Here is a 19003-nt window from a genome sequence, read left to right on the forward strand (position 1 = left end):
AATATGGGCAATTGAGGGTTTAAGCATCGCAGATCATGCGGTAAAGCCAAGCGCAAGAGTGAAACATGTTAGCGTTCACATAACTCTTTGAAAGGAACTGCACCGATGAAATTCTTTGTCGACACAGCCGACACGCAAGCGATTAGCGAACTCAACGATCTGGGCATGGTCGACGGGGTGACGACGAACCCTTCGCTGATCCTGAAATCGGGCCGGGATATTCTTGAGGTGACTAAGGAGATTTGCGGGATCGTAGAAGGCCCCGTAAGCGCGGAAGTGGTCGCAATGGAAGCCGAAGCGATGATCGCCGAGGGGCGTAAACTGGCCGAGATCGCGCCCAATATCACCGTCAAACTGCCCCTGACATGGGACGGCCTGAAGGCCTGTAAAGTGCTGTCTGGCGAAGGTAAAATGGTCAACGTGACGCTGTGCTTTTCGGCCAATCAGGCGCTTTTGGCGGCCAAGGCGGGGGCCACATTCATCAGCCCGTTCATCGGGCGTCTGGACGATATCAACCTCGATGGCATGGACCTTATTCAGGACATCCGCACGATCTACGACAACTACGGCTTTGAGACCGAAATCCTTGCGGCCTCCATCCGCTCCGTCAATCACGTGCAGGAAGCTGCCCTGATCGGTGCCGACGTCATGACGGCGCCCCCGGAGGTGATCAAGAAACTCGCGTCGCACCCGCTGACCGATAAAGGCCTGGAACAGTTCATGGCCGATTGGGCCAAAACCGGCCAGAACATCCTCTGAACCCGCAAAACGCTGCAAGATCGGCCAACGCCTCATCGGGCGTTGGCACAGAATGGCAACACCCGAGGACAGGTTGCGCCAACTTTCCAATTTCATGGCAGATTTGAGATGAAGCCCGTGCTATAAGTCTCGAAAAAATATAGAGCATGTCATGAGCAGCAACCCAAAAATCGAAGACGCCCTGCGAGAGGCGATCATCTCGCAACCCGATGTCATTCTCAACGACAAGGACCTGATGAACGCTCTGGTCGCCGCCAACGAACGGTCCATGGGCGCAAATATTGTCGATCTGCGCGGCATCGCGATGGAGCGCATGGAAACGCGGTTGGACCGTCTGGAAGACACCCATCGCTCGGTCATTGCCGCCGCTTACGAAAACCTCGCCGGCACCAATCAGATTCACCGCGCCATATTGCGCCTTCTCGATCCAGCAGCATTCGAGGGCTTTCTTGAAAACCTCAGTGGTGAGGTTGCCGAGATATTGCGCGTCGATGCGGTCCTGCTCGTGCTGGAAACCGCTCAAGATGACATGGATCTGGTTCTGAAGTCCCTTGGGGAGGTTGTGGCGGCCACGGAACCGGGGTTCGTGGAAGATTACGTCACTCAGGGCCGCCCCGGCGGATCGCGACAGGTCACGCTGCGCCAGGTACAGAATGCATCGGCGGAGATTTACGGGGAGAAATCCGATTGGATCAGATCAGAAGCCTGCCTGAGACTTGATTTTGGCAACGGCCGCCTTCCGGGCATGCTGGTGCTGGGCGCGGAAGACCCGCATATGTTCGGGCCTCAGCAGGGCACGGATCTTCTGGTCTTTTTCACCGGCGTATTTGAAAGGGTGATGCGCCGCTGGCTGTCATGAGCCTGATCAGCCCCGCCGCCCACGATGCTCTGGCCACCTGGCTGGATCACCAACATGCTCTCAAGGGCGCATCCGAAAACACGGTGATCGCCTACCAGGGCGATGTGACAGAGTTCCTGGCCTTTATCACCGAATACAAATCTGAAAGTCAGGGACTGTCTGCCTTGGCGCGGATCAGCGTTACGGACATGCGCGCATGGATGGCGCGCACGCGCGGCGCTGGCATCGGGGCACGTTCGCTCGCCCGAAAGCTTTCTGCTGTCAAAGCGTTTTACCGTTGGCTGTCGGAGCGCGAAGGCTTCGAGCCCACTGCGGTGCTTTCCACGCGGGCGCCGAAGTTTCAAAAGAAGCTGCCGCGCCCCTTGGCGGTGTCGGCAGCAAAGGACCTGATCGACGCCATCGAAATGCAATCTGAAAAGCCATGGGTTGCCGCCCGCGACGTGGCCGTCGTCACTCTGCTTTGGGGCTGTGGGCTTCGCATCTCTGAAGCCCTGGGCTTGACCGGGGGTGACGCACCGCTGCCGGATGTCTTGAGGATCATCGGCAAGGGCGACAAGGAACGGATTGTTCCGGTTGTGCCTGCGGCTCAAAGCGCCGTGGATGCCTACATCAGGCTTTGCCCCTACCCGATGGGCGCGCAGGCCCCACTCTTTCGCGCGGTTCGGGGTGGCCCGCTGGCCCCGGGCGCCATTCAGAAGGTGATGGCACGGGCACGCATGCAACTTGGGCTGCCGGCCACGGCCACCCCCCATGCCATGCGCCACAGCTTTGCCACCCATCTGCTGGATGCGGGCGGCGATCTGCGCGCCATTCAGGAATTGCTGGGACATGCCTCGTTGTCGACAACCCAGGCCTATACAGCCGTCGACACCGCCCGCCTGATGGAAGTCTACGACCGGGCGCATCCCAAAGCTTGAAACGACTTTCACAGTATTGTGCACGAACGTTTACTGCATTCACGGCAGAAATCGTGCAACCCTCGATGCGCGGCATTCGGCCGCATGTAAAAATCATCACCTGAGGGACCTTATGACACGTTTCAGCCTAGCCATTTCCGCCATGGCCTTTTCCTTGACTGCCACAGCGGGATACGCTGCGGATTGCCCCGTAGATGTTGAAAGCGCCTTTGATCTCGATGAGACACAGGTGGTGGCCCTCTATGATTGTGTGAAAGACGCGATGGCGACAGGCTATGCCAAACAGGGTGACGAAATTGGCAGCAACTATCGCAGCTGGGCCGTGACCTCGACACGCCCCGCCGTTGCGGGCCCTCATGGCAACCGTTTGCTTCAGACATTCGCCAATGACGTTGCCGCCGAGCAATACCTCAAGTTCGCCGAGGAGGGCGTGGAAATGCCCGTCGGCTCTATTCTCGCCAAGGAAAGCATCACCATCAGCAAAAAGAAAAAGGCGGCCCGGCCCGGCCCGCTGTTCATCATGACCAAGCTGGCAGCAGGTGGAGCGCCCGAGACGGATGACTGGCTCTATGGCGGTCTGCAGCCCAACGGCAAACCGATGAAGTTCAAACAGTCCTTCTGTCACGACTGCCATACCGGTTGGGAAGATCAGGACTCGCTGGCCTATCCGCTCGAAGAAGTGCGTATCAGCCAGTAACTCAAGAGATTTTTTGAATATTCAAGGTCCATCGTTCCGCGCGGTGGGCCTTTTCCTTTTGCATCCGATCTCCGCATGCGGCAAGAACAGGACATGACACTACGACTACGCGCGCTTGGCGTGCATCTTCTTACTGCCACAGGTGCCGTCTTTGCGATGCTGGCGATGCTGGCCGCGGTCGACGCCAAATGGGATCTGATGTTCCTGTGGCTGGTGGTCGCGTTTTTCGTAGATGGGATCGATGGGCCGCTGGCCCGGCAATATAATGTCAAAACCAACGCGCCCGAATTTGACGGGGTGCTGCTGGATCTGATCATCGACTACCTGACTTACGTGTTCATTCCAGCCTTTGCGCTCTTCAAATCCGGCTTGATGGATGGGTGGACAGGCTGGTTCGCCATTATCATCATCACCTTCGCATCGGCGATGTATTTTGCAGACACGCGGATGAAAACAAAGGATAATTCCTTTTCAGGATTCCCCGGCTGCTGGAATATGCTGGTGCTGGTCATCTTTGCCCTGCAACCCAACTTCTGGGTGTCGCTGGCCTTGGTAACCGTTCTTGCGGTCGCCATGTTCCTGCCACTCAAATTCGTGCACCCGGTTCGCACGGAGAGATGGCGCCGTGTGACCCTGCCCGTCGCAATGGCCTGGACGTTCTTTGCCGGATGGGCCGCCTGGGTTGATTTTCACCCGCAAAGCTGGGCGCATTGGGGGCTGGTTGCCACGTCAGTGTATTTGCTGGGGGCGGGCGTGGCGCAGCAACTGCTCTCAAAGACCCGCGAAATCTGATTTCCGGAGCCGCTGTTGTTTCAGATCAACAGGCCCGCAGCCTTTTCGTGGCGTAGCAGCGCCACCTTTGTCTCAACGCCGCCAGCGCCGGAAAATCCCGTCAGGCCCTTCGCACCCATGACCCGGTGGCAGGGGATGACAATCGGAATGGGATTGCCGCCGCAAGCCTGCCCTACAGATTGCGCTGGCACATTCAGTGCCTTGGCAATGTCGCCGTAGGTGCAGGTATCCCCAAATGGAATGGCGTAGATCGCATCACAAACATCGCGCTGAAATTTCGAAGCTTCGACGCGCAGCGGCAGCTCGAACACCTCGCGCGTTCCCGCATCGTATTCGGCAATCTGGCGCACGGCCCTGCGGAGCAACGGCGTGTCATCGTTCCGCACCGTCTTGCCCCAGCGAATGGTGACGATGGCATCATCTTTTTCAACGACAACCAGCGTTCCGAATTGCGTATCAACACTTGCTTCAAACATGCCTCAAGTCTTTCTCAATCAGGCTCTCGCGACAACCCGGATCATGAGCCTAATGGCGCTGACTTTTCCGCAGTGATCAGGGTGCGCCGGAAGGCAGCGCGGCCGCCTTCCGATCTGACCTATCCGATTGCGCTATCACACCGTCCGCAAACACCGGCATGACCATGCTGACCGACATCGGGAAGCACTTTCCAGCATCGCGCGCATTTTTCACCCTCTGCCTTGCCAAAACTGACAGCAACCCCGGTGATTTCAGGGAGCACAAAAGCGCCATCCGGTGCCGCGTCACCACTCACCGTGATCTGGGAGGTGATGCAGATGTCCTGAAATGGCAGGCTTTCCAGTGCTGCGCGCAAATCCGCATCCGCTACATAGACAACCGGACCTGCTTCGAGGGATGCGCCGATCACTTTATTGGTCCGCTCGATTTCCAGCGCTGCTGTCACGACCCGGCGCGCCGCCCGCACGCCCGACCACTTCGTCGCCAGATCAGCGTCCAGCCAATCCGATGGGGTTTGCGGGAAATCCTGAAGATGGATGGAACTGCCCGCCTCCGGGAAACGTTCCAGCCAAACCTCTTCCATGGTGAAGACCAGAACAGGGGCCAGCCAGGTGGTCAGCCGGTGGAACAGCAGATCGAGCACGGTGCGTGCCGACCGGCGTTCCAGCGTGTTGCCATCGCAGTAAAGCGCATCCTTGCGGATGTCGAAATAGAAGGCCGACAGATCAACCGTCGCGAAGGTAAAGACTGCCTGGAACACGCCCTGGAAATCATATTTCGCATAGCCTTCGCGCACGGTTTTGTCGAGCTCGGCCAAGCGGTGCAGCACCCAGCGTTCCAGTTCCGGCATCTCAGACGCATCCACACGGTCAGCCGCGCTGAAATCATTCAGCGAGCCCAGCATATAGCGCATGGTGTTGCGCAGCCGCCGGTAGCTATCCGACACACCTTTGAGGATTTCCGGCCCGATCCGCTGATCCAGCGTGTAGTCGGTTTGTGCCACCCAAAGCCGCAGGATATCCGCGCCATATTGCTGCACGACCTTTTCCGGCACGATGGTATTGCCGAGCGATTTGGACATCTTCATGCCCTTTTCATCCAGCGTGAATCCATGGGTCAGCACCGCCCGGTAGGGTGCGCGCCCGATGGTGCCGCAGGCTTGCAGCATCGACGAATGGAACCAGCCGCGGTGCTGGTCGGTGCCTTCCAGATAGAGATCGGCCAGCCCATCCTCCGACCCATCTTCGCGGTCCCGCAGGGTAAAGGCATGGGTGGAGCCGGAATCAAACCACACATCGAGAATGTCCATGACCTGTTCATAATCATCCGGATTGGCCGCGTCGCCGATGAAACGCGCCTTGGCGCCGTCCTTGTACCAGGCATCCGCCCCTTCGGCCTCAAATGCCTCAAGGATACGCGCATTCACATCCGCATCCCGCAGCAGGTAATCCGGGTCGTCAACCTTGGCCCCCTTCTTGACGAAACAGGTCAATGGCACACCCCAGGCGCGCTGGCGCGACAACACCCAATCCGGGCGTGCTTCGATCATCGAATGCAGGCGGTTGCGGCCTGATTGCGGAGTCCAGGTGACCAACGCGTCGATTGAGCGCAAAGCCCGCTCTCGGATCGTGGTGCCATAGGTATCGTGACCATCCCCCACAGCGCGATCAATCGCGGCAAACCACTGCGGCCGGTTCAGACGGATAACCGGCGCTTTGGACCGCCATGAATGCGCGTCAGAGATCGTCAGACGTTTCATCGCGATCAGACTGCCGGTCTCTTTCAGCTTTTCGATCACCGCCTTGCTGGCCCCCCCCGGTTTGCCGTTCGGGCGGATCACCTGCTCACCTGCAAAAAACGGCAGATCGGCGCGGAATGAACTGTCATCGAGGATGTTGTAGGTCATCGGCAGCCCGTGTTTCACGCCGATGGCATAGTCATCATCACCGTGGCTTGGGGCGGTGTGTACAAAGCCGGTGCCCGCGTCATCGGTCACGTGATCGCCGGGCAACAGGGGCACGTCAAAATCCCATTCGCCCGCCGCACCCTCACAGCCGCGCAGCGGATGCGCGCAGGTCAGACCCTGCAAATCCTCTGCCGAGACATCCGCCAGACGCCGCACCATGCCATCGCCCCCCAGACGGGCCTGTTCGAAAATCTGCTCCGCCAGGGCATCCGCCACGATCAGACGTTCGCCGATACTGGCCCAGCATTCTTCGGGCCGACCGATCACCTCGTAAAGACCATAGGCGATTCCAGGCCCAAAACAGATCGCGCGGTTCTGCGGGATGGTCCAGGGGGTGGTGGTCCAGATCAGCACGCATGTCTTGCCATTGCTGAAGACGGCGTCACCCCCGACAACCGGAAACCGCACCCAGATCGCATCGGTCTGGCGGTCATGATACTCCACCTCGGCCTCAGCCAGCGCGGTTTTCTCCACCGGTGACCACATCACAGGCTTGGAACCCTGATAGAGCGTGCCGTTCATCAGGAATTTCTGGAACTCTTCGGCGATCACACGTTCGGCGTGAAAATCCATGGTCAGGTAGGGTTTTTCCCACTTGCCCGTCACCCCAAGGCGCTTGAATTCGTCGCGCTGGATATCGACCCAGCCTTCGGCGAACTTGCGGCATTCCTGACGGAAATCGACCACATCAACGTCATCCTTGTCGCGCCCCTTGGCCCGGTATTGCTCCTCGATCTTCCACTCGATGGGCAACCCGTGGCAATCCCAGCCGGGGATGTAGCGCGCATCAAATCCCATCATCTGCTGGGAGCGCACCACCATATCTTTCAGCGTCTTGTTCAGCGCGTGCCCGATGTGCAAATGCCCATTGGCGTAGGGCGGCCCGTCATGCAGCGTGAAAGAGGGACGGCCTTCTTTTTCCCGCAAACGGTCATAGATGCCGATTTCCTCCCAGCGCGCCAGCCAGTCGGGTTCGCGCTTGGGCAGGCCCGCGCGCATCGGAAAATCCGTCTTTGGCAGGTTCAGCGTGGCTTTGTAGTCAAGTTTCTCGGCGGTTTCGGTCGTGTCGGCGCACATTGCGGGCGTCCTTCGGATGGGTCTTGGAACAGGAAAAAGCGGTCGGTGCGAGCGGCTCAAACACCTTGGCCCGGCGTCTCAAATCTCAGAGCGCCGGGGATATAATTCGGATAATGATCGCGCTGACGTAGGTCATGGCCGACTTATAGTCAGAGCTTTGAGGGGGAACAAGTCCCAACAGAATGCGCACACCTTACGCCCGCTGGCCGCATCAGCCATTCACATGGTCCCAGGTCGCCGACATGACAACAGACCCCTCCCCCACCGCGGAGGCCACGCGTTTGACCGACCCCGCACGCACATCGCCAACGGCGAATACACCGGGGCAGGACGTCTCGTACTGTGTCCGCCCTCCTGCATCTGTGCCCGTCAGCACAAAACCCTTGTCATCCAGCCTGATCAACCCGGAAAGCCAGTCGGTATTGGGCTCAGCCCCCACCATGACAAAGAGTGCCGATGTGCGCAGCTGCCAATCCTGACCGGAATTCCTGTCGCAGATGGTAATCTTTTCCAGCGTTTCCTGCCCGTGCAGTTCAGTGACTTCGGTGCGGGTATGAATGGTGATGCGCGGGTGCGTGTTCAGGCGCTGTAACAGATAGTCGGACATCGACGAAGCAAGAGAGGTGCCCCGGATCAGCACATGGACGTGCCGTGAGGTACGCGCCAGGAACATCGCCGCCTGACCCGCAGAATTGCCGCCACCGATCACGGCCACGTCGCTGTCACGGCAATAACGTGCCTCCACTTCGGTTGCGGCATAATAGACGCCCGCGCCTTCGAGCCGTTCCAATCCTTCCAGTGGCAGCCGGCGGTATTGAACCCCGGTAGCAACGATCAGGGCCTTGGCGCTGACCTCCTGCGCGTCATCCAGCGTCGCATGGAACCATTTTTCATTGCACTGGCGCAGAGCCGTGGCGCGGCGTGGGACAGAAAAGCGCGTGCCGAACTTCATCGCCTGCACCTCACCACGTCCGACCAGATCGCCCCCCGAAATACCGGTGGGAAAACCCATGTAATTCTCGATGCGGCTCGACGTGCCTGCCTGCCCGCCTATGGCCATGTCTTCTAGCACCAGCGCGCTCAGCCCTTCGGCGCCGGCGTAGACCCCGGCGGCCACACCTGCAGGGCCCGCTCCGACGATCAGCACGTCAAAGGCATTTTCCTTCTCGGTTTCAATATAAAGCCCCAGCGCCTTGGCCACGCCCTGCGGCGTTGGCGGTTCGATCTTCTGCTCGCGCCCGAAGATCACGCCAGGCTGCGCCTGATCGATGCCGCATTGCGCCGCCAGTGCGATCGCCTCATCCGAGGTCACCTCGATTTCCTTGAAAGGGATGCGATTGCGCGCCGCGAAACTGGCCACATGGCGGATATCGCGGCTGATTTCCGATCCGATCAGCGTGAGAGCGGAATCCGACTGCTCCACCGCGCGGCGGCGGCGCGCCGCCATCACCGTGACGATGATGTCGCTCATCTCCGGCATATCGGACATTAGTTGCAACACGTCCTCTCGCGGCACGCAGAGCACTTTGCTGTCACATGTCGCGCGCGCGCCAACAAGGGACACACCACCCGACAGGAATTGCAGGTCACCAAAAAACTGGCCGGGCCCAAGGGTCGCCGCCCCGACACGTTGCAGGCTTTTGGGATCAACAGCCTCCAGCTCGCCCTCAATGACGAAATGAAACAGCGTTGTCGCACTGCCCGGTTCCTGCACGAAGTCACCCGCTTTGAACTCAAAGAGCTTGCCGCATTTGTGCATGGCGGCGATGTGCTCAGGCTCCAACGGCCTGCGAACCATGGTACTCAGATCAGCGGCAAAACTTTCCATTCAACTCTCCCGGCGGGTGCCCGCGCATGATTGATGCCATCAGGAGTTTGACGTTGAGAAAAATCCGCCAAGGCTCCTTTTGATGATATCGCGCACTTTTGGTTTTTTTCCAGCCGCAAGGGGCAAAGGACGGCACACTTCCATGGCCGCCACGCCAACGCGGGCTGTCAAAGCGCCGTTGACAAGACCCTCGCCGAAGCGGCGTGAGAGCTTGCCAAGGATCGACCCCCCAAGAACCGGTTCCAGCAGATCGTCTCCGACGGCAACGGCTCCGGTGGCCACAAGATGCGCCATCACCGCGCGGGTCAGTCGCCAGCCGCCCAGAAACCCCGATCGTCCCCCGTAGATCTCGGCAATCCGCCGGATCATGCGCAAATTCGCGGTCAGGGCTGCGGCAACATCCGCCAGCGCCAGAGGCACAAGCGCTGTGACGGTTGCGACCTGACGGGCTGCGGCTTCGACCTCACGCGCTGCCGCCGCATCCAGCGGGCCCAACACCTCGTTATCCGCAAGCTGCAACAGGCTTGCCGCATCCATCTGATCGCCGCGCAATTCCGCAAAGCGGTCGCGGCCCCACCCTGTGTCTTCGCGGTTTTTGTAAAGCGCCGTCAGCCGATCCGAAACGGCTCGGGCCGCGCCAAGATCATCCGCCGCCAGCGCCTCATCCGCCGCGCGGCGCAATCCGTCCAGACGACCGAGGCGACCCAAAGCTGCAATCTCGCGCAGACAGATCACCAAAAGCGTCAGCAGAAACACCGCGATCAATCCCGTAACGCCCCACCCCAGCACCGGGTTGCGCGCCACAAGGCCCGTGACGAAATCCCATGCCGCGATGGCGACAACAGCCCCGACAAGCGCCAGAGCGGACGACCAAAACCAGCGCAGCAACCGCGAGGGTTTGCGCGCCGCGATACCGGCAGCCATCTGCATGGCGTGGCCCGCAGGCACGCGCGGGCCGTCGTCAGGCACCGGGGGCGCGTCGCTCACCGCAACTTGGGCCGGATCGTCGGGATCGATTTCAATGAGAACCGGGCCCTTGGCCATCAAAAGGCCCCCTTGGCCCACTCAAACCGGATATCGGGCAGACCCACGTCGTTTTCGCTGCCATCCGTGCGCGCGGTCTCGATAAAGCCGCGCAAGCCGTAAAACCGGGTCGCGGGCGTGTTTGCCTGATAGCTCCAAAGCGCCAGAAAATCGGTTTCCGATTTGGCATCGTCCAGCAACGCGGTGCCAACGCCCTTGTCCTGCGCGTCCGGCAAAACGTAAAGCGCGTGCACGTCACTTTCCCAACGCGCAATGAACCCGACCACCTTGCCGTCCAGCTTGGCCACACGCACCCAACCGGCTTCGATCATGTCACCTGCGTACATGATCTCCTCGGCAGCCGAATGCAGACGCGGCAGCCAGGGCATGGCATCATTGGACACGGACAAAATGTGCCCCACAGCCCCCGCATCCAGAGTGCGCGCAGGCGTTATCGTGATCGTCGTCGTCATAGCCTATCCCCTAAAAGGAATTGGGCTGCCTTATCAAGCCGGATATGCGGTGGACCGTCGCCGGGGCGCAAAGTAAGCGGTGAGGGTGCGAAATTCATCACACGGTAATCCTGATCCAGCCAGCTCTGTGCGCCTGCGCGCGCGGGCGTCAGCAGATGGCCCGGGTCTTGCGGCAGATCACCGGGGTAGAAAGCCGCCGCCTTGCCGGTATCCAGCAAAATCCCGCGGACCACGTCGAGTTTTTGCCCCTCGTGGGTCACGCTGTCTTCGGTTGTGGCACGCAGTGACGCGATGGCCATGGCCGCCGTCCCCGCCCCGGCAAAACGCGCCCTGTCCGCCGCACCGCGTAACAGCGCCTCCATGATCGCCGTCAGTTTGGCATGCTGGCTGTGGTGCAGATGATCGGCCTTGGTGGCGGCAAAGAGGATTTTCTCCACCCGCTTGCCCTGAAAAATCTGGCTGAGAAAGGCATTCCTGCCCGGTCGGAAACTTCCCAGAATATCCGCCATGGCGCCGCGCATGTCTTCAACCGCGCGTGGCCCTTTGTGGATCGCCCCCAACGCGTCGACCAGCACCACCTGCCGGTCAATGCGCGCAAAATGATCGCGGAAAAAAGGGCGCACCACCTCGCGTTTATAGGCCTCATAGCGGCGGTTCATTTCGCGCAGCAGGGACCCGCGCGGCCCGGTTCCCTCTCCTTGCATCGGGGCGAAGGTCAGCACAGGTGAGCCTGCAAGATCCCCCGGCAGCAGGAACCGCCCCGGTGTGCAATCATAGTAGCCCGCATCCCTTGCGGCTGTCAGATAAGTGGCAAACTGCTCCGCCAGCGCTTTGGCATCCGGTTCGTGCAATTTGGTCGCCGGGTCGGTTTCCGCCAGCCGGGCAAGATAGTCTTTGGCCTCCGGGCGACCGGCCAGACGGCCCAGAACCTCCCTGGACCATTCAGCGTAGGATTTGTCCAACAAGGCCAGATCCAGCAGCCATTCGCCGGGGTAATCCACGATATCCACATGGATGGTGCGCGGTCCTTGAAGCCCCGCCAGCAGCCCCGCGCGTTGCACCCGCAGCGACAGGCGCAGCTCTGACACAGCACGGGTGCTGTCGGGCCAGACGGGTGCGCGGGCGGTCAGGTTCGACAGATGTGTCTCGAAATCAAAGCGCGGCACCGTGTCATCCGGCTGCGGTTGCAGAAACGCCGCCTCGATCCGGTTTTCGGCGGCCGCGACAAGATGCGGCATGCGCCCGCGATCCAGCAGATTGGCCACCAGCGAAGTGATGAAAACCGTCTTGCCGGAGCGTGCCAGCCCGGTCACGCCAATGCGGATCACCGGCTCGAACAGGGTCTCGTTGACCGTGTCCTGCACCGTTTCAATCTGGCGCAGCACCGTATCGGCGAGTGATGAAATGACCAAAGCCTGAGTGCCCCTGCGGTTTCTTTTCACACTACATAAGGCGTGCGCTGCGGGCATGCCAGACCCAAGAAACCCGTTTGACGCAAAGCGCGCCGCAGGCTAGGGGCAGCGCCATGCCTCGCTATGCGTTGAAAATCGAATATCACGGTGCGCCTTTTGTCGGATGGCAGAGGCAAAAGGGTCAGACATCGGTGCAGGGCGCGGTTGAGACCGCGCTGGACCGGCTGGAGCGGCGCGATCACACCATCGCCGCCGCCGGGCGCACGGATGCGGGTGTGCATGCTCTGGGACAGGTGGCGCATTGCGATATGGAAAGCGAGTGGGATCCGTTCCGGCTCTCTGAAGCGCTGAATTACCACCTTAAACCCGCCCCCGTGGCGATTGTGGCCTGCGCGCCTGTGGCAGAGGGCTGGCACGCGCGGTTCTCCGCGCTGGAGCGGCAGTACCTGTTCCGCATCCTGATGCGCCGGGCCCCTGCGACCCATCAGGACGGGCTCGTCTGGCAGGTCAAACACGATCTTGACGTGCAGGCCATGCGGACGGCTGCCGCACATCTCATCGGCCGTCATGATTTCACTACTTTCCGGTCAACCATCTGTCAGGCCGAAAGCCCAGTCAAAACGCTGGACCAACTGAACGTGACCCGAGTGGAGACCCCGCAGGGCCCGGAGGTGCATTTCGATGTGCGCGCCCGCTCCTTTCTGCACAATCAGGTGCGCAGTTTCGTGGGCACCCTGGAACGTGTGGGGGTCGGATCGTGGCATCCCGAGCAGGTGACTGAGGCGCTTGCCGCGCGGGACCGGGCCGCCTGCGGGCCGGTCTGCCCGCCACAGGGGCTGTATCTGGCGCATGTCACTTACGACGCTGACCCTTTCAGATAGGGTCAGCCCCCCCTAAACCTGCGATCTCTATCGAAACGTTCAGATCTTTTCCTGCGTGTGTTTGCGTAGCTCGGCGCGCGCCACCTGACGGCGGTGCACCGCATCTGGCCCGTCGGCAAAGCGCAGCGCGCGCTGCCAGGTCCAGGCCATGGCCAGCGGGGTGTCCTGACTGATGCCCTGCCCACCATGCATCTGCATCGCCTCGTCGATCACCTTGAGCGCCATGCGCGGGGCCACAACCTTGATCTGGCTGATCCACGGCGCCGCGGCCCGCGCATCCCCCTGATCCATCATCCAGGCCGCTTTCAGGCACAAAAGCCGCGCCTGCTCGATCTCGATCCGCGCCTCAGCGATGATGTCGAAATTGGCGCCCAGCTGCGCCAGTGGCTTGCCGAAAGCTTCTTTCTGTAGTGACCGTCGGCACATCAGGTCCAGCGCCGCTTCGGCCTGCCCCACTGAGCGCATGCAGTGGTGGATGCGCCCCGGCCCCAACCGGCCCTGCGCGATCTCGAACCCGCGCCCCTCGCCCAGTAGCATGTTTTCCGCAGGCATCCGCACTTGCTCAAACCGGATATGCATATGCCCGTGCGGCGCATCGTCATGGCCAAAGACCTTCATGGGGCGCAAGACCTTGATGCCCGGTGTGGCGGCATCCACCACGATCATCGAATGGCGCTGGTGTCTGGGCGCATCCGCATCACCCGTGCGCACCATGACGATATAAACCGCGCAGCGCGGGTCCCCCGCGCCAGAGGCCCAGTATTTCTCGCCATTCAGGATGTAATCATCGCCGTCACGTACACAGGACATGGCGATATTTGTGGCGTCGGAGGCCGCAATATCCGGCTCCGTCATCAGATAGGCGGAGCGGATCTCGCCCTCCAGCAGCCGCGCCAGCCATTTCTCTTTCATCGCGGGCGTGCCGTAGCGTTCAAAGACCTCCATATTGCCGGTATCGGGGGCGGAACAGTTGAACACTTCAGCGGCCAGGGGGGTCTTGCCCATTTCCTCGGCAAAATAGGCGTATTCGACGGTGCTGAGCCCAAAGCCCTTTTCGCTGTCCGTCAGCCAGAAGTTCCAGAGTCCCGCCGCTTTGGCCTTTGCTTTCAACCCTTCGAGGATTTCGGCCTGCCGGTCGGTGTATTCCCAGCGATCGCCCTTGTCGATTTCAGCGTGGTAGTCGGCCTCCATGGGCATGATCTCATCGCGGATCATCGTGGCCACCCGGTCCAGCAGCGCGCGGTTTTTCTCCGACATCCCAAAATTCATCTCCACACCGTGCCTCCCTGATGGCAATCGGGGCTTTCCCCGCCGTCGCAGACTTGCTTAGATCGGCGCAACTTGTCCATGGGCCAAAAGGGAATTCGCGATGCACACCTACGACCCGCGCGCATTGGAAACCTATCTGGCCACCCATGTGCCCGGATTTGGCGGGCTGGATGAAGTGACGAAATTTTCCGACGGGCAATCGAATCCGACCTATCGGATCACCAGCGGCGCGACCCGGTTCGTGCTGCGCGCCAAACCCCCCGGCAAGCTGCTGAAATCCGCCCATGCGGTGGACCGGGAATACCGCGTGATGCAGGCCTTGGCAGACACGGATGTGCCGGTGCCGCAGGTCCTGCACCTCTCGGGCGATGACACGCCCATGGGCACGCAGTTCATGGTCATGCAGATGGTCGAGGGGCGGATTTTCTGGGACCCGGCTCTGCCGAAACTGGACCGGGCCGCACGGGGCCGGGTTTATGCCGCGATGAACCGCGTTTTGGCCGATCTGCACGGGCTCGACCCGGCTGCCTTGGGTCTGGCGGATTACGGCAAGCCGGGCAATTATTTCGCCCGTCAGGTCACGCGCTGGTCCGGCCAGTATCGCGATACCGCCACCGACGCGCTGGCGGATGCGGATTGGCTGATGGGCTGGCTTGGTGAAAACATGGTCGCCGATGACGGTGCCAGCAGCATCGTGCACGGCGATTTTCGCATTGATAACATGATCTTCGCCCCGGACCGCGAAGAAGTTGTGGCGCTTCTGGACTGGGAACTCAGCACCTTGGGGCATCCGCTGGCCGATCTGGCCTATCAATGCATGCACTGGCGTCTGCCGCATGAGGGGCATTTTCGCGGCCTTGGCGGGGTGGACCGCGCTGCCCTCGGCCTGCCGGACGAAGACAGCTATGTCGCCGCCTATTGCGTACACCGCGGCATCACACAGCCCGACAACTGGACCTTCTATGTGGTATTCTCCTATTTCCGCCTGCTGGCGATCCTGCAAGGTGTGCTGCGGCGCGGTCTGGAGGGCAACGCCTCCAACCCCCGCGACACCAGCCGACTACGCGAGGTCATCGCCCTGATGGCCCGTGACGCCCGCGCTCTGGCCGATGCGCGCACCTGAGAAATCACAAAGCTTGACGAACCCATATTGGCCATGCTCCAGAGGCAGGGCAGGTTTTTCGGGGGGACTATGACCCAGCAACATTCATCCTATGACGTGGTCATCATTGGCGGCGCGATCTATGGCTCCAGCGTCGCCTGGTGGCTGACGCAGATGTCCGGTTTTCAGGGCCGCATTCTGGTTGTGGAAAAAGACCCGACTTATGAATTCGCAGGCACCAGCCACACCAACAGCTGCATCCGCCAGCAGTTTTCCAACAAGGTCAACATCGGCGTGTCGCAATTCGGGGCGGAATTCATCAAGAATTTCCAGCGCTTGATGGGCGACGACCCAGATGTGCCGGAACTTCTGCTGCAAAGCTACGGCTACATGTATATGGCCGACACGCCGGAATTTGCCGACACCCTGCGGCAAAGCCAGAAAGTTCAGGAAAGCCTTGGGGCGGGCACAAAATTCATGACCGCCGATGAGATCGCGGAAAAATATCCCTTCTATATGCTCGACGACATTCTGGGGGCGAACCACAACCTGATCGACGAAGGCTATTTCGACGGTGGTACGATGTTTGACTGGTTCAAACGCATGGCGCGCAAGAACGGCGTGGAATATCTGGCCGACGAGGTTGTGGGTATCACACGCGCGGGCAACAGCATTACCGGCGTGACGCTGAAATCGGGGGGTGACGTTGCCTGCGGGACGGTCGTGAATGCCTCCGGTACACGCGGGGCGCTGACCGCGCGGATGGCGGGCCTCGACATCCCCATTGAGCCGCGCAAGCGCTATACCTACATCTTTGACGCCGCCCACCCGCTGGACCGCGACCTGCCGCTGACCATCGACCCCTCGGGCGTGCACATGCGCACGGATGGGCGCTATTATCTTGCGGGCGGCCCTCCCGATGACGACCCGGCCGTGGCGCATGATGATTTCAACGCTGATCATTCGCTATGGGAAAACAAGTTCTGGCCGATCATCGCCACCCGCATCCCGCAGTTCGAAGAGATCAAACTCATCAACATGTGGGTGGGTCACTACGACTTTAACACGCTCGATCAGAACGCTATTGTCGGCCCGCATCCGGAGGTCGAAAACTTCATGTTCATCAACGGGTTCTCGGGTCACGGGCTGCAACAGGCCCCGGCACTGGGGCGCGGGCTGGCCGAACGCATCGCTTACGGCGCATACCGCACGCTGGACCTCACACCCTTTTACGTCGACAGAGTTCTGCGCGGTGAAAAATTCTTGGAAAAGGCCGTCATTTGACGGTCAGGAAGGACAACTATGAAACTGGTTTTGACAGGGGCCGCCGGCCGTTTGGGATCCTACTTGCGGGAACCGCTTGCGGCGATGTGCGATACGCTGGTCAGCACGGATATCGCCGATGACATCGGCAATCTCTACGCGGGCGAAACCTATGTGCAGGCCGATCTGGCTGATATGGCGCAGATTGCCCCTGTGCTGGAAGGCGCAGATATGGTGATCCACTTTGGCGCGATTGTGGATGAGAAACCCTTCGAGGAACTGCTCGGACCCAACTTCGTGGGGTCTTACAACATCTGGGAAGCGGGCTATCAGGCTGGTGTGAAACGCATCGTCTATGCCTCGTCGATCCACGCCGTGGGTATGCATCTGAAATCCGATTTCATAGGCATTGACGCCGAACACCGACCCGACACATTTTACGGTCTGGCCAAGTGTTTCACCGAAGATCTGGGGCGGATGTACTGGGACAAACGCGGGCTGGAATCGGTGCATCTGCGTATTCTTTCCTGCGCGCAGGTCACCAATTCGCGCGCCCTGGGGTCATGGCTCAGCTATGATGATCTCATCCAACTGGTGACCCGTGCAATCGACACACCGTCCGTGGGTTTCGGCATCGTTTATGGCGTTTCCAACAATGACCGGGCACCGGTTGATAATGCCAAGGCATCCTTCCTCGGCTACCGTCCAAAGGATAATGCCGAGCAATACGCAAACGAAATCCTGGCCGAAGACGGACCTGTCGATCTGACTGATCCCGGCCAGATGTGCCATGGCGGGCCGTTTGCTTCCGTCGATCTGGGGCAAAGCGGGCTTGCGCAGATGAACATCGTCAATGACAAGAAAGAGACCTGACCGATTCCGGGCCGCCCGACAAGCGCTTTCCGATATTGAGGTATTACTTTAAGTCTTAGACGTAAGCATCTGCAATAACGGGCCTTCTGAGGTGAGCCAGATCTTTGGCTTCTGCCTTGCGCCCCTGACGCATCAGGCAGGCCAGCAGGCTGTGTTCGACCAGGTCGCGTTGCGCCCGGCTGCCCCCGATCCGCGCGGTATCGGCCATGGCGCCTTTGAGATGCGTCGCCGCCCCGGCCCAGTCGGAGCGTGCCATCCTCTCGAAGCCACGGGCAATGCTTGGGGTCAGATCGGCCGCCGGACCCGCAGGCTGCGAAATGATCCGCGCGAGAGCTTCGGTCTCGCCTGCCATCGCGTGCGAAATGGCGGCATGCATGTCAACAAAGGCATTGCCGGTTTTGGGGAAAGCTTCTGCCGCGAAGGCGCTGATTGCCGCCCAGCGCTCTGCCGGAACCGTCACGCCTGCAAGCTCCGCCCGGTGCAGCAGGGAGGCGGTATCAACAAGCACGCTGAGGGGCGCGCCACCGGTTGCGGCTTCCGGCGTCACAGCGTCATCGCAAAGCGCCCACATGCCATCAATGTCGCCTGATTGCAGCGTCCAAAGCGCCTGATGCCAGCTCAAATGCCCATGCAGGATGCCTGCCTTGGAGTAGCCCGACAACCAGTTCTTGAGAAAGGCGATGCCCTGATCAACCTCACCCTCCTCATAAGACACGTGGCTGCGCACATGGGCGGCATGGGCATTGGCGGGATTGGCGGTAAGCGCGCGGTCGATCCATTCACCGGCCTGTTTGAGTTGACCGGTCTCGCAGAACATGAAGGCGTATTGACTGGCAAACCACCAGTCGTCGCCATAATGCGGGGCCAGACGCGACAGGAAGGCAAGGGTCTGGGCCTCCCTGCCCGGTTGGCCTGAAAACCCGATCAACCCGTAGATGGAGGAGCTGGTCTGTGCCACCACGGCATCCCGTGGGAACTGATCCATATGGGCATAGACCGCCTCCAACGCTTCAGCGCCTTTGCCCTCCATCATCAGCGACAACATGTTGATCTGCGATTGTTCACGTGCCGTGACGCTCCCCGCCAGATCGCGCGCCGATGCCATGGCCTCTCGGGCGCCTCTGGTATCCCCCACGGTCTGGCGCGTGCGGGCAAGCCCTGCGTAGGCGGCGGCAAAACCGGGGTCTGCCTCGATCGCCTCCACAAAAGGCACATCCATATGGGCCTCGCCCGCCAGCAGGCGATCAAGCCCGGTGTGATAAAGCGCTGCGGCGCGCTCCGACGTGGTACTCAGCGTGTTGTCGTAACGATCTTTGTGCATGCATCCCTCGATAC

Annotated in this window: 17 protein-coding genes; 9 read left to right on the plus strand and 8 right to left on the minus strand. The window is 60.6% G+C overall.

Annotated elements, in window-relative coordinates:
- Window positions 1-105: 105 nt before the first annotated feature.
- The 5 genes from fsa to Q0802_RS15150 all read left to right on the plus strand — a co-directional run bounded on the left by fsa (window position 106) and on the right by Q0802_RS15150 (window position 4024).
- Entirely contained in the window at window positions 106-759 is a 654-nt protein-coding gene (fsa, locus tag Q0802_RS15130) for a fructose-6-phosphate aldolase (RefSeq protein ID WP_298919741.1), read from the plus strand.
- 151 nt (window positions 760-910) lie between these two features.
- A complete protein-coding gene (locus Q0802_RS15135; RefSeq protein ID WP_298919743.1) occupies window positions 911-1618 on the plus strand; it encodes a DUF484 family protein in 708 nt (235 codons plus the stop codon).
- Complete coding sequence (locus Q0802_RS15140; RefSeq protein ID WP_298919745.1) at window positions 1615-2535, plus strand: tyrosine recombinase XerC; 921 nt, start codon at window positions 1615-1617, stop codon at window positions 2533-2535. Before Q0802_RS15135 ends, Q0802_RS15140 begins: the two co-directional genes overlap by 4 nt.
- A gap of 112 nt (window positions 2536-2647) precedes the next feature.
- Window positions 2648-3232: a cytochrome P460 family protein gene (locus Q0802_RS15145; protein WP_298919747.1), complete on the plus strand. Its 585-nt coding sequence runs from the start codon at window positions 2648-2650 to the stop codon at window positions 3230-3232.
- A 93-nt stretch (window positions 3233-3325) separates the two neighbouring features.
- On the plus strand, window positions 3326-4024 hold the full coding sequence (locus Q0802_RS15150) for a CDP-alcohol phosphatidyltransferase family protein (RefSeq protein ID WP_298919749.1): 699 nt from the start codon (window positions 3326-3328) through the stop codon (window positions 4022-4024).
- Between the two features lie 20 nt (window positions 4025-4044).
- Here the strand turns inward: Q0802_RS15150 and Q0802_RS15155 are convergent, their stop codons facing one another.
- From Q0802_RS15155 to Q0802_RS15180, 6 genes are all read right to left on the minus strand, one after another.
- Entirely contained in the window at window positions 4045-4500 is a 456-nt protein-coding gene (locus tag Q0802_RS15155; RefSeq protein WP_298919751.1) for a methylated-DNA--[protein]-cysteine S-methyltransferase, read from the minus strand.
- A gap of 119 nt (window positions 4501-4619) precedes the next feature.
- On the minus strand, window positions 4620-7544 hold the full coding sequence (ileS, locus tag Q0802_RS15160) for an isoleucine--tRNA ligase (protein WP_298919753.1): 2925 nt from the start codon (window positions 7542-7544) through the stop codon (window positions 4620-4622).
- Between the two features lie 211 nt (window positions 7545-7755).
- Window positions 7756-9372 carry a cyclic nucleotide-binding domain-containing thioredoxin-disulfide reductase gene (locus tag Q0802_RS15165; protein ID WP_298919755.1) on the minus strand — a complete coding sequence of 539 codons (1617 nt, stop codon included), beginning with the start codon at window positions 9370-9372 and terminating at the stop codon, window positions 7756-7758.
- 39 nt (window positions 9373-9411) lie between these two features.
- Window positions 9412-10416: a TIGR01620 family protein gene (locus tag Q0802_RS15170; protein WP_298919757.1), complete on the minus strand. Its 1005-nt coding sequence runs from the start codon at window positions 10414-10416 to the stop codon at window positions 9412-9414.
- Window positions 10416-10868 carry a GNAT family N-acetyltransferase gene (locus Q0802_RS15175; RefSeq protein WP_298919758.1) on the minus strand — a complete coding sequence of 151 codons (453 nt, stop codon included), beginning with the start codon at window positions 10866-10868 and terminating at the stop codon, window positions 10416-10418. The genes Q0802_RS15170 and Q0802_RS15175 overlap by 1 nt, the downstream gene beginning before the upstream one ends.
- On the minus strand, window positions 10865-12280 hold the full coding sequence (locus tag Q0802_RS15180; protein ID WP_298919760.1) for a YcjX family protein: 1416 nt from the start codon (window positions 12278-12280) through the stop codon (window positions 10865-10867). Before Q0802_RS15180 ends, Q0802_RS15175 begins: the two co-directional genes overlap by 4 nt.
- Window positions 12281-12393: 113 nt before the next feature.
- Between Q0802_RS15180 and truA the strand changes: the two genes are divergently transcribed.
- Window positions 12394-13161 carry a tRNA pseudouridine(38-40) synthase TruA gene (truA, locus tag Q0802_RS15185; protein ID WP_298919762.1) on the plus strand — a complete coding sequence of 256 codons (768 nt, stop codon included), beginning with the start codon at window positions 12394-12396 and terminating at the stop codon, window positions 13159-13161.
- Between the two features lie 39 nt (window positions 13162-13200).
- Here truA and Q0802_RS15190 read toward each other — a convergent pair whose 3' ends face one another.
- On the minus strand, window positions 13201-14436 hold the full coding sequence (locus tag Q0802_RS15190; RefSeq protein WP_298919764.1) for an acyl-CoA dehydrogenase family protein: 1236 nt from the start codon (window positions 14434-14436) through the stop codon (window positions 13201-13203).
- A gap of 94 nt (window positions 14437-14530) precedes the next feature.
- Here Q0802_RS15190 and Q0802_RS15195 point away from each other — a divergent pair, with 94 nt between their 5' ends.
- The 3 genes from Q0802_RS15195 (at window position 14531) to Q0802_RS15205 (ending at window position 17668) form a co-directional block, all read left to right on the plus strand.
- Entirely contained in the window at window positions 14531-15553 is a 1023-nt protein-coding gene (locus Q0802_RS15195; protein WP_298919766.1) for a phosphotransferase family protein, read from the plus strand.
- Window positions 15554-15622: 69 nt separating this feature from the next.
- Window positions 15623-16816 (plus strand): FAD-binding oxidoreductase, encoded by a 1194-nt coding sequence (locus Q0802_RS15200; RefSeq protein ID WP_298919768.1) that lies wholly within the window; start codon window positions 15623-15625, stop codon window positions 16814-16816.
- 18 nt (window positions 16817-16834) lie between these two features.
- A complete protein-coding gene (locus tag Q0802_RS15205; protein ID WP_298919770.1) occupies window positions 16835-17668 on the plus strand; it encodes an NAD(P)-dependent oxidoreductase in 834 nt (277 codons plus the stop codon).
- Window positions 17669-17723: 55 nt separating this feature from the next.
- Here the strand turns inward: Q0802_RS15205 and Q0802_RS15210 are convergent, their stop codons facing one another.
- Window positions 17724-18989 (minus strand): tetratricopeptide repeat protein, encoded by a 1266-nt coding sequence (locus Q0802_RS15210; protein ID WP_298919772.1) that lies wholly within the window; start codon window positions 18987-18989, stop codon window positions 17724-17726.
- Window positions 18990-19003 lie beyond the last annotated feature (14 nt).

The organism is uncultured Roseobacter sp. (genome assembly GCF_947495275.1).
GTDB lineage: Bacteria > Pseudomonadota > Alphaproteobacteria > Rhodobacterales > Rhodobacteraceae > Roseobacter.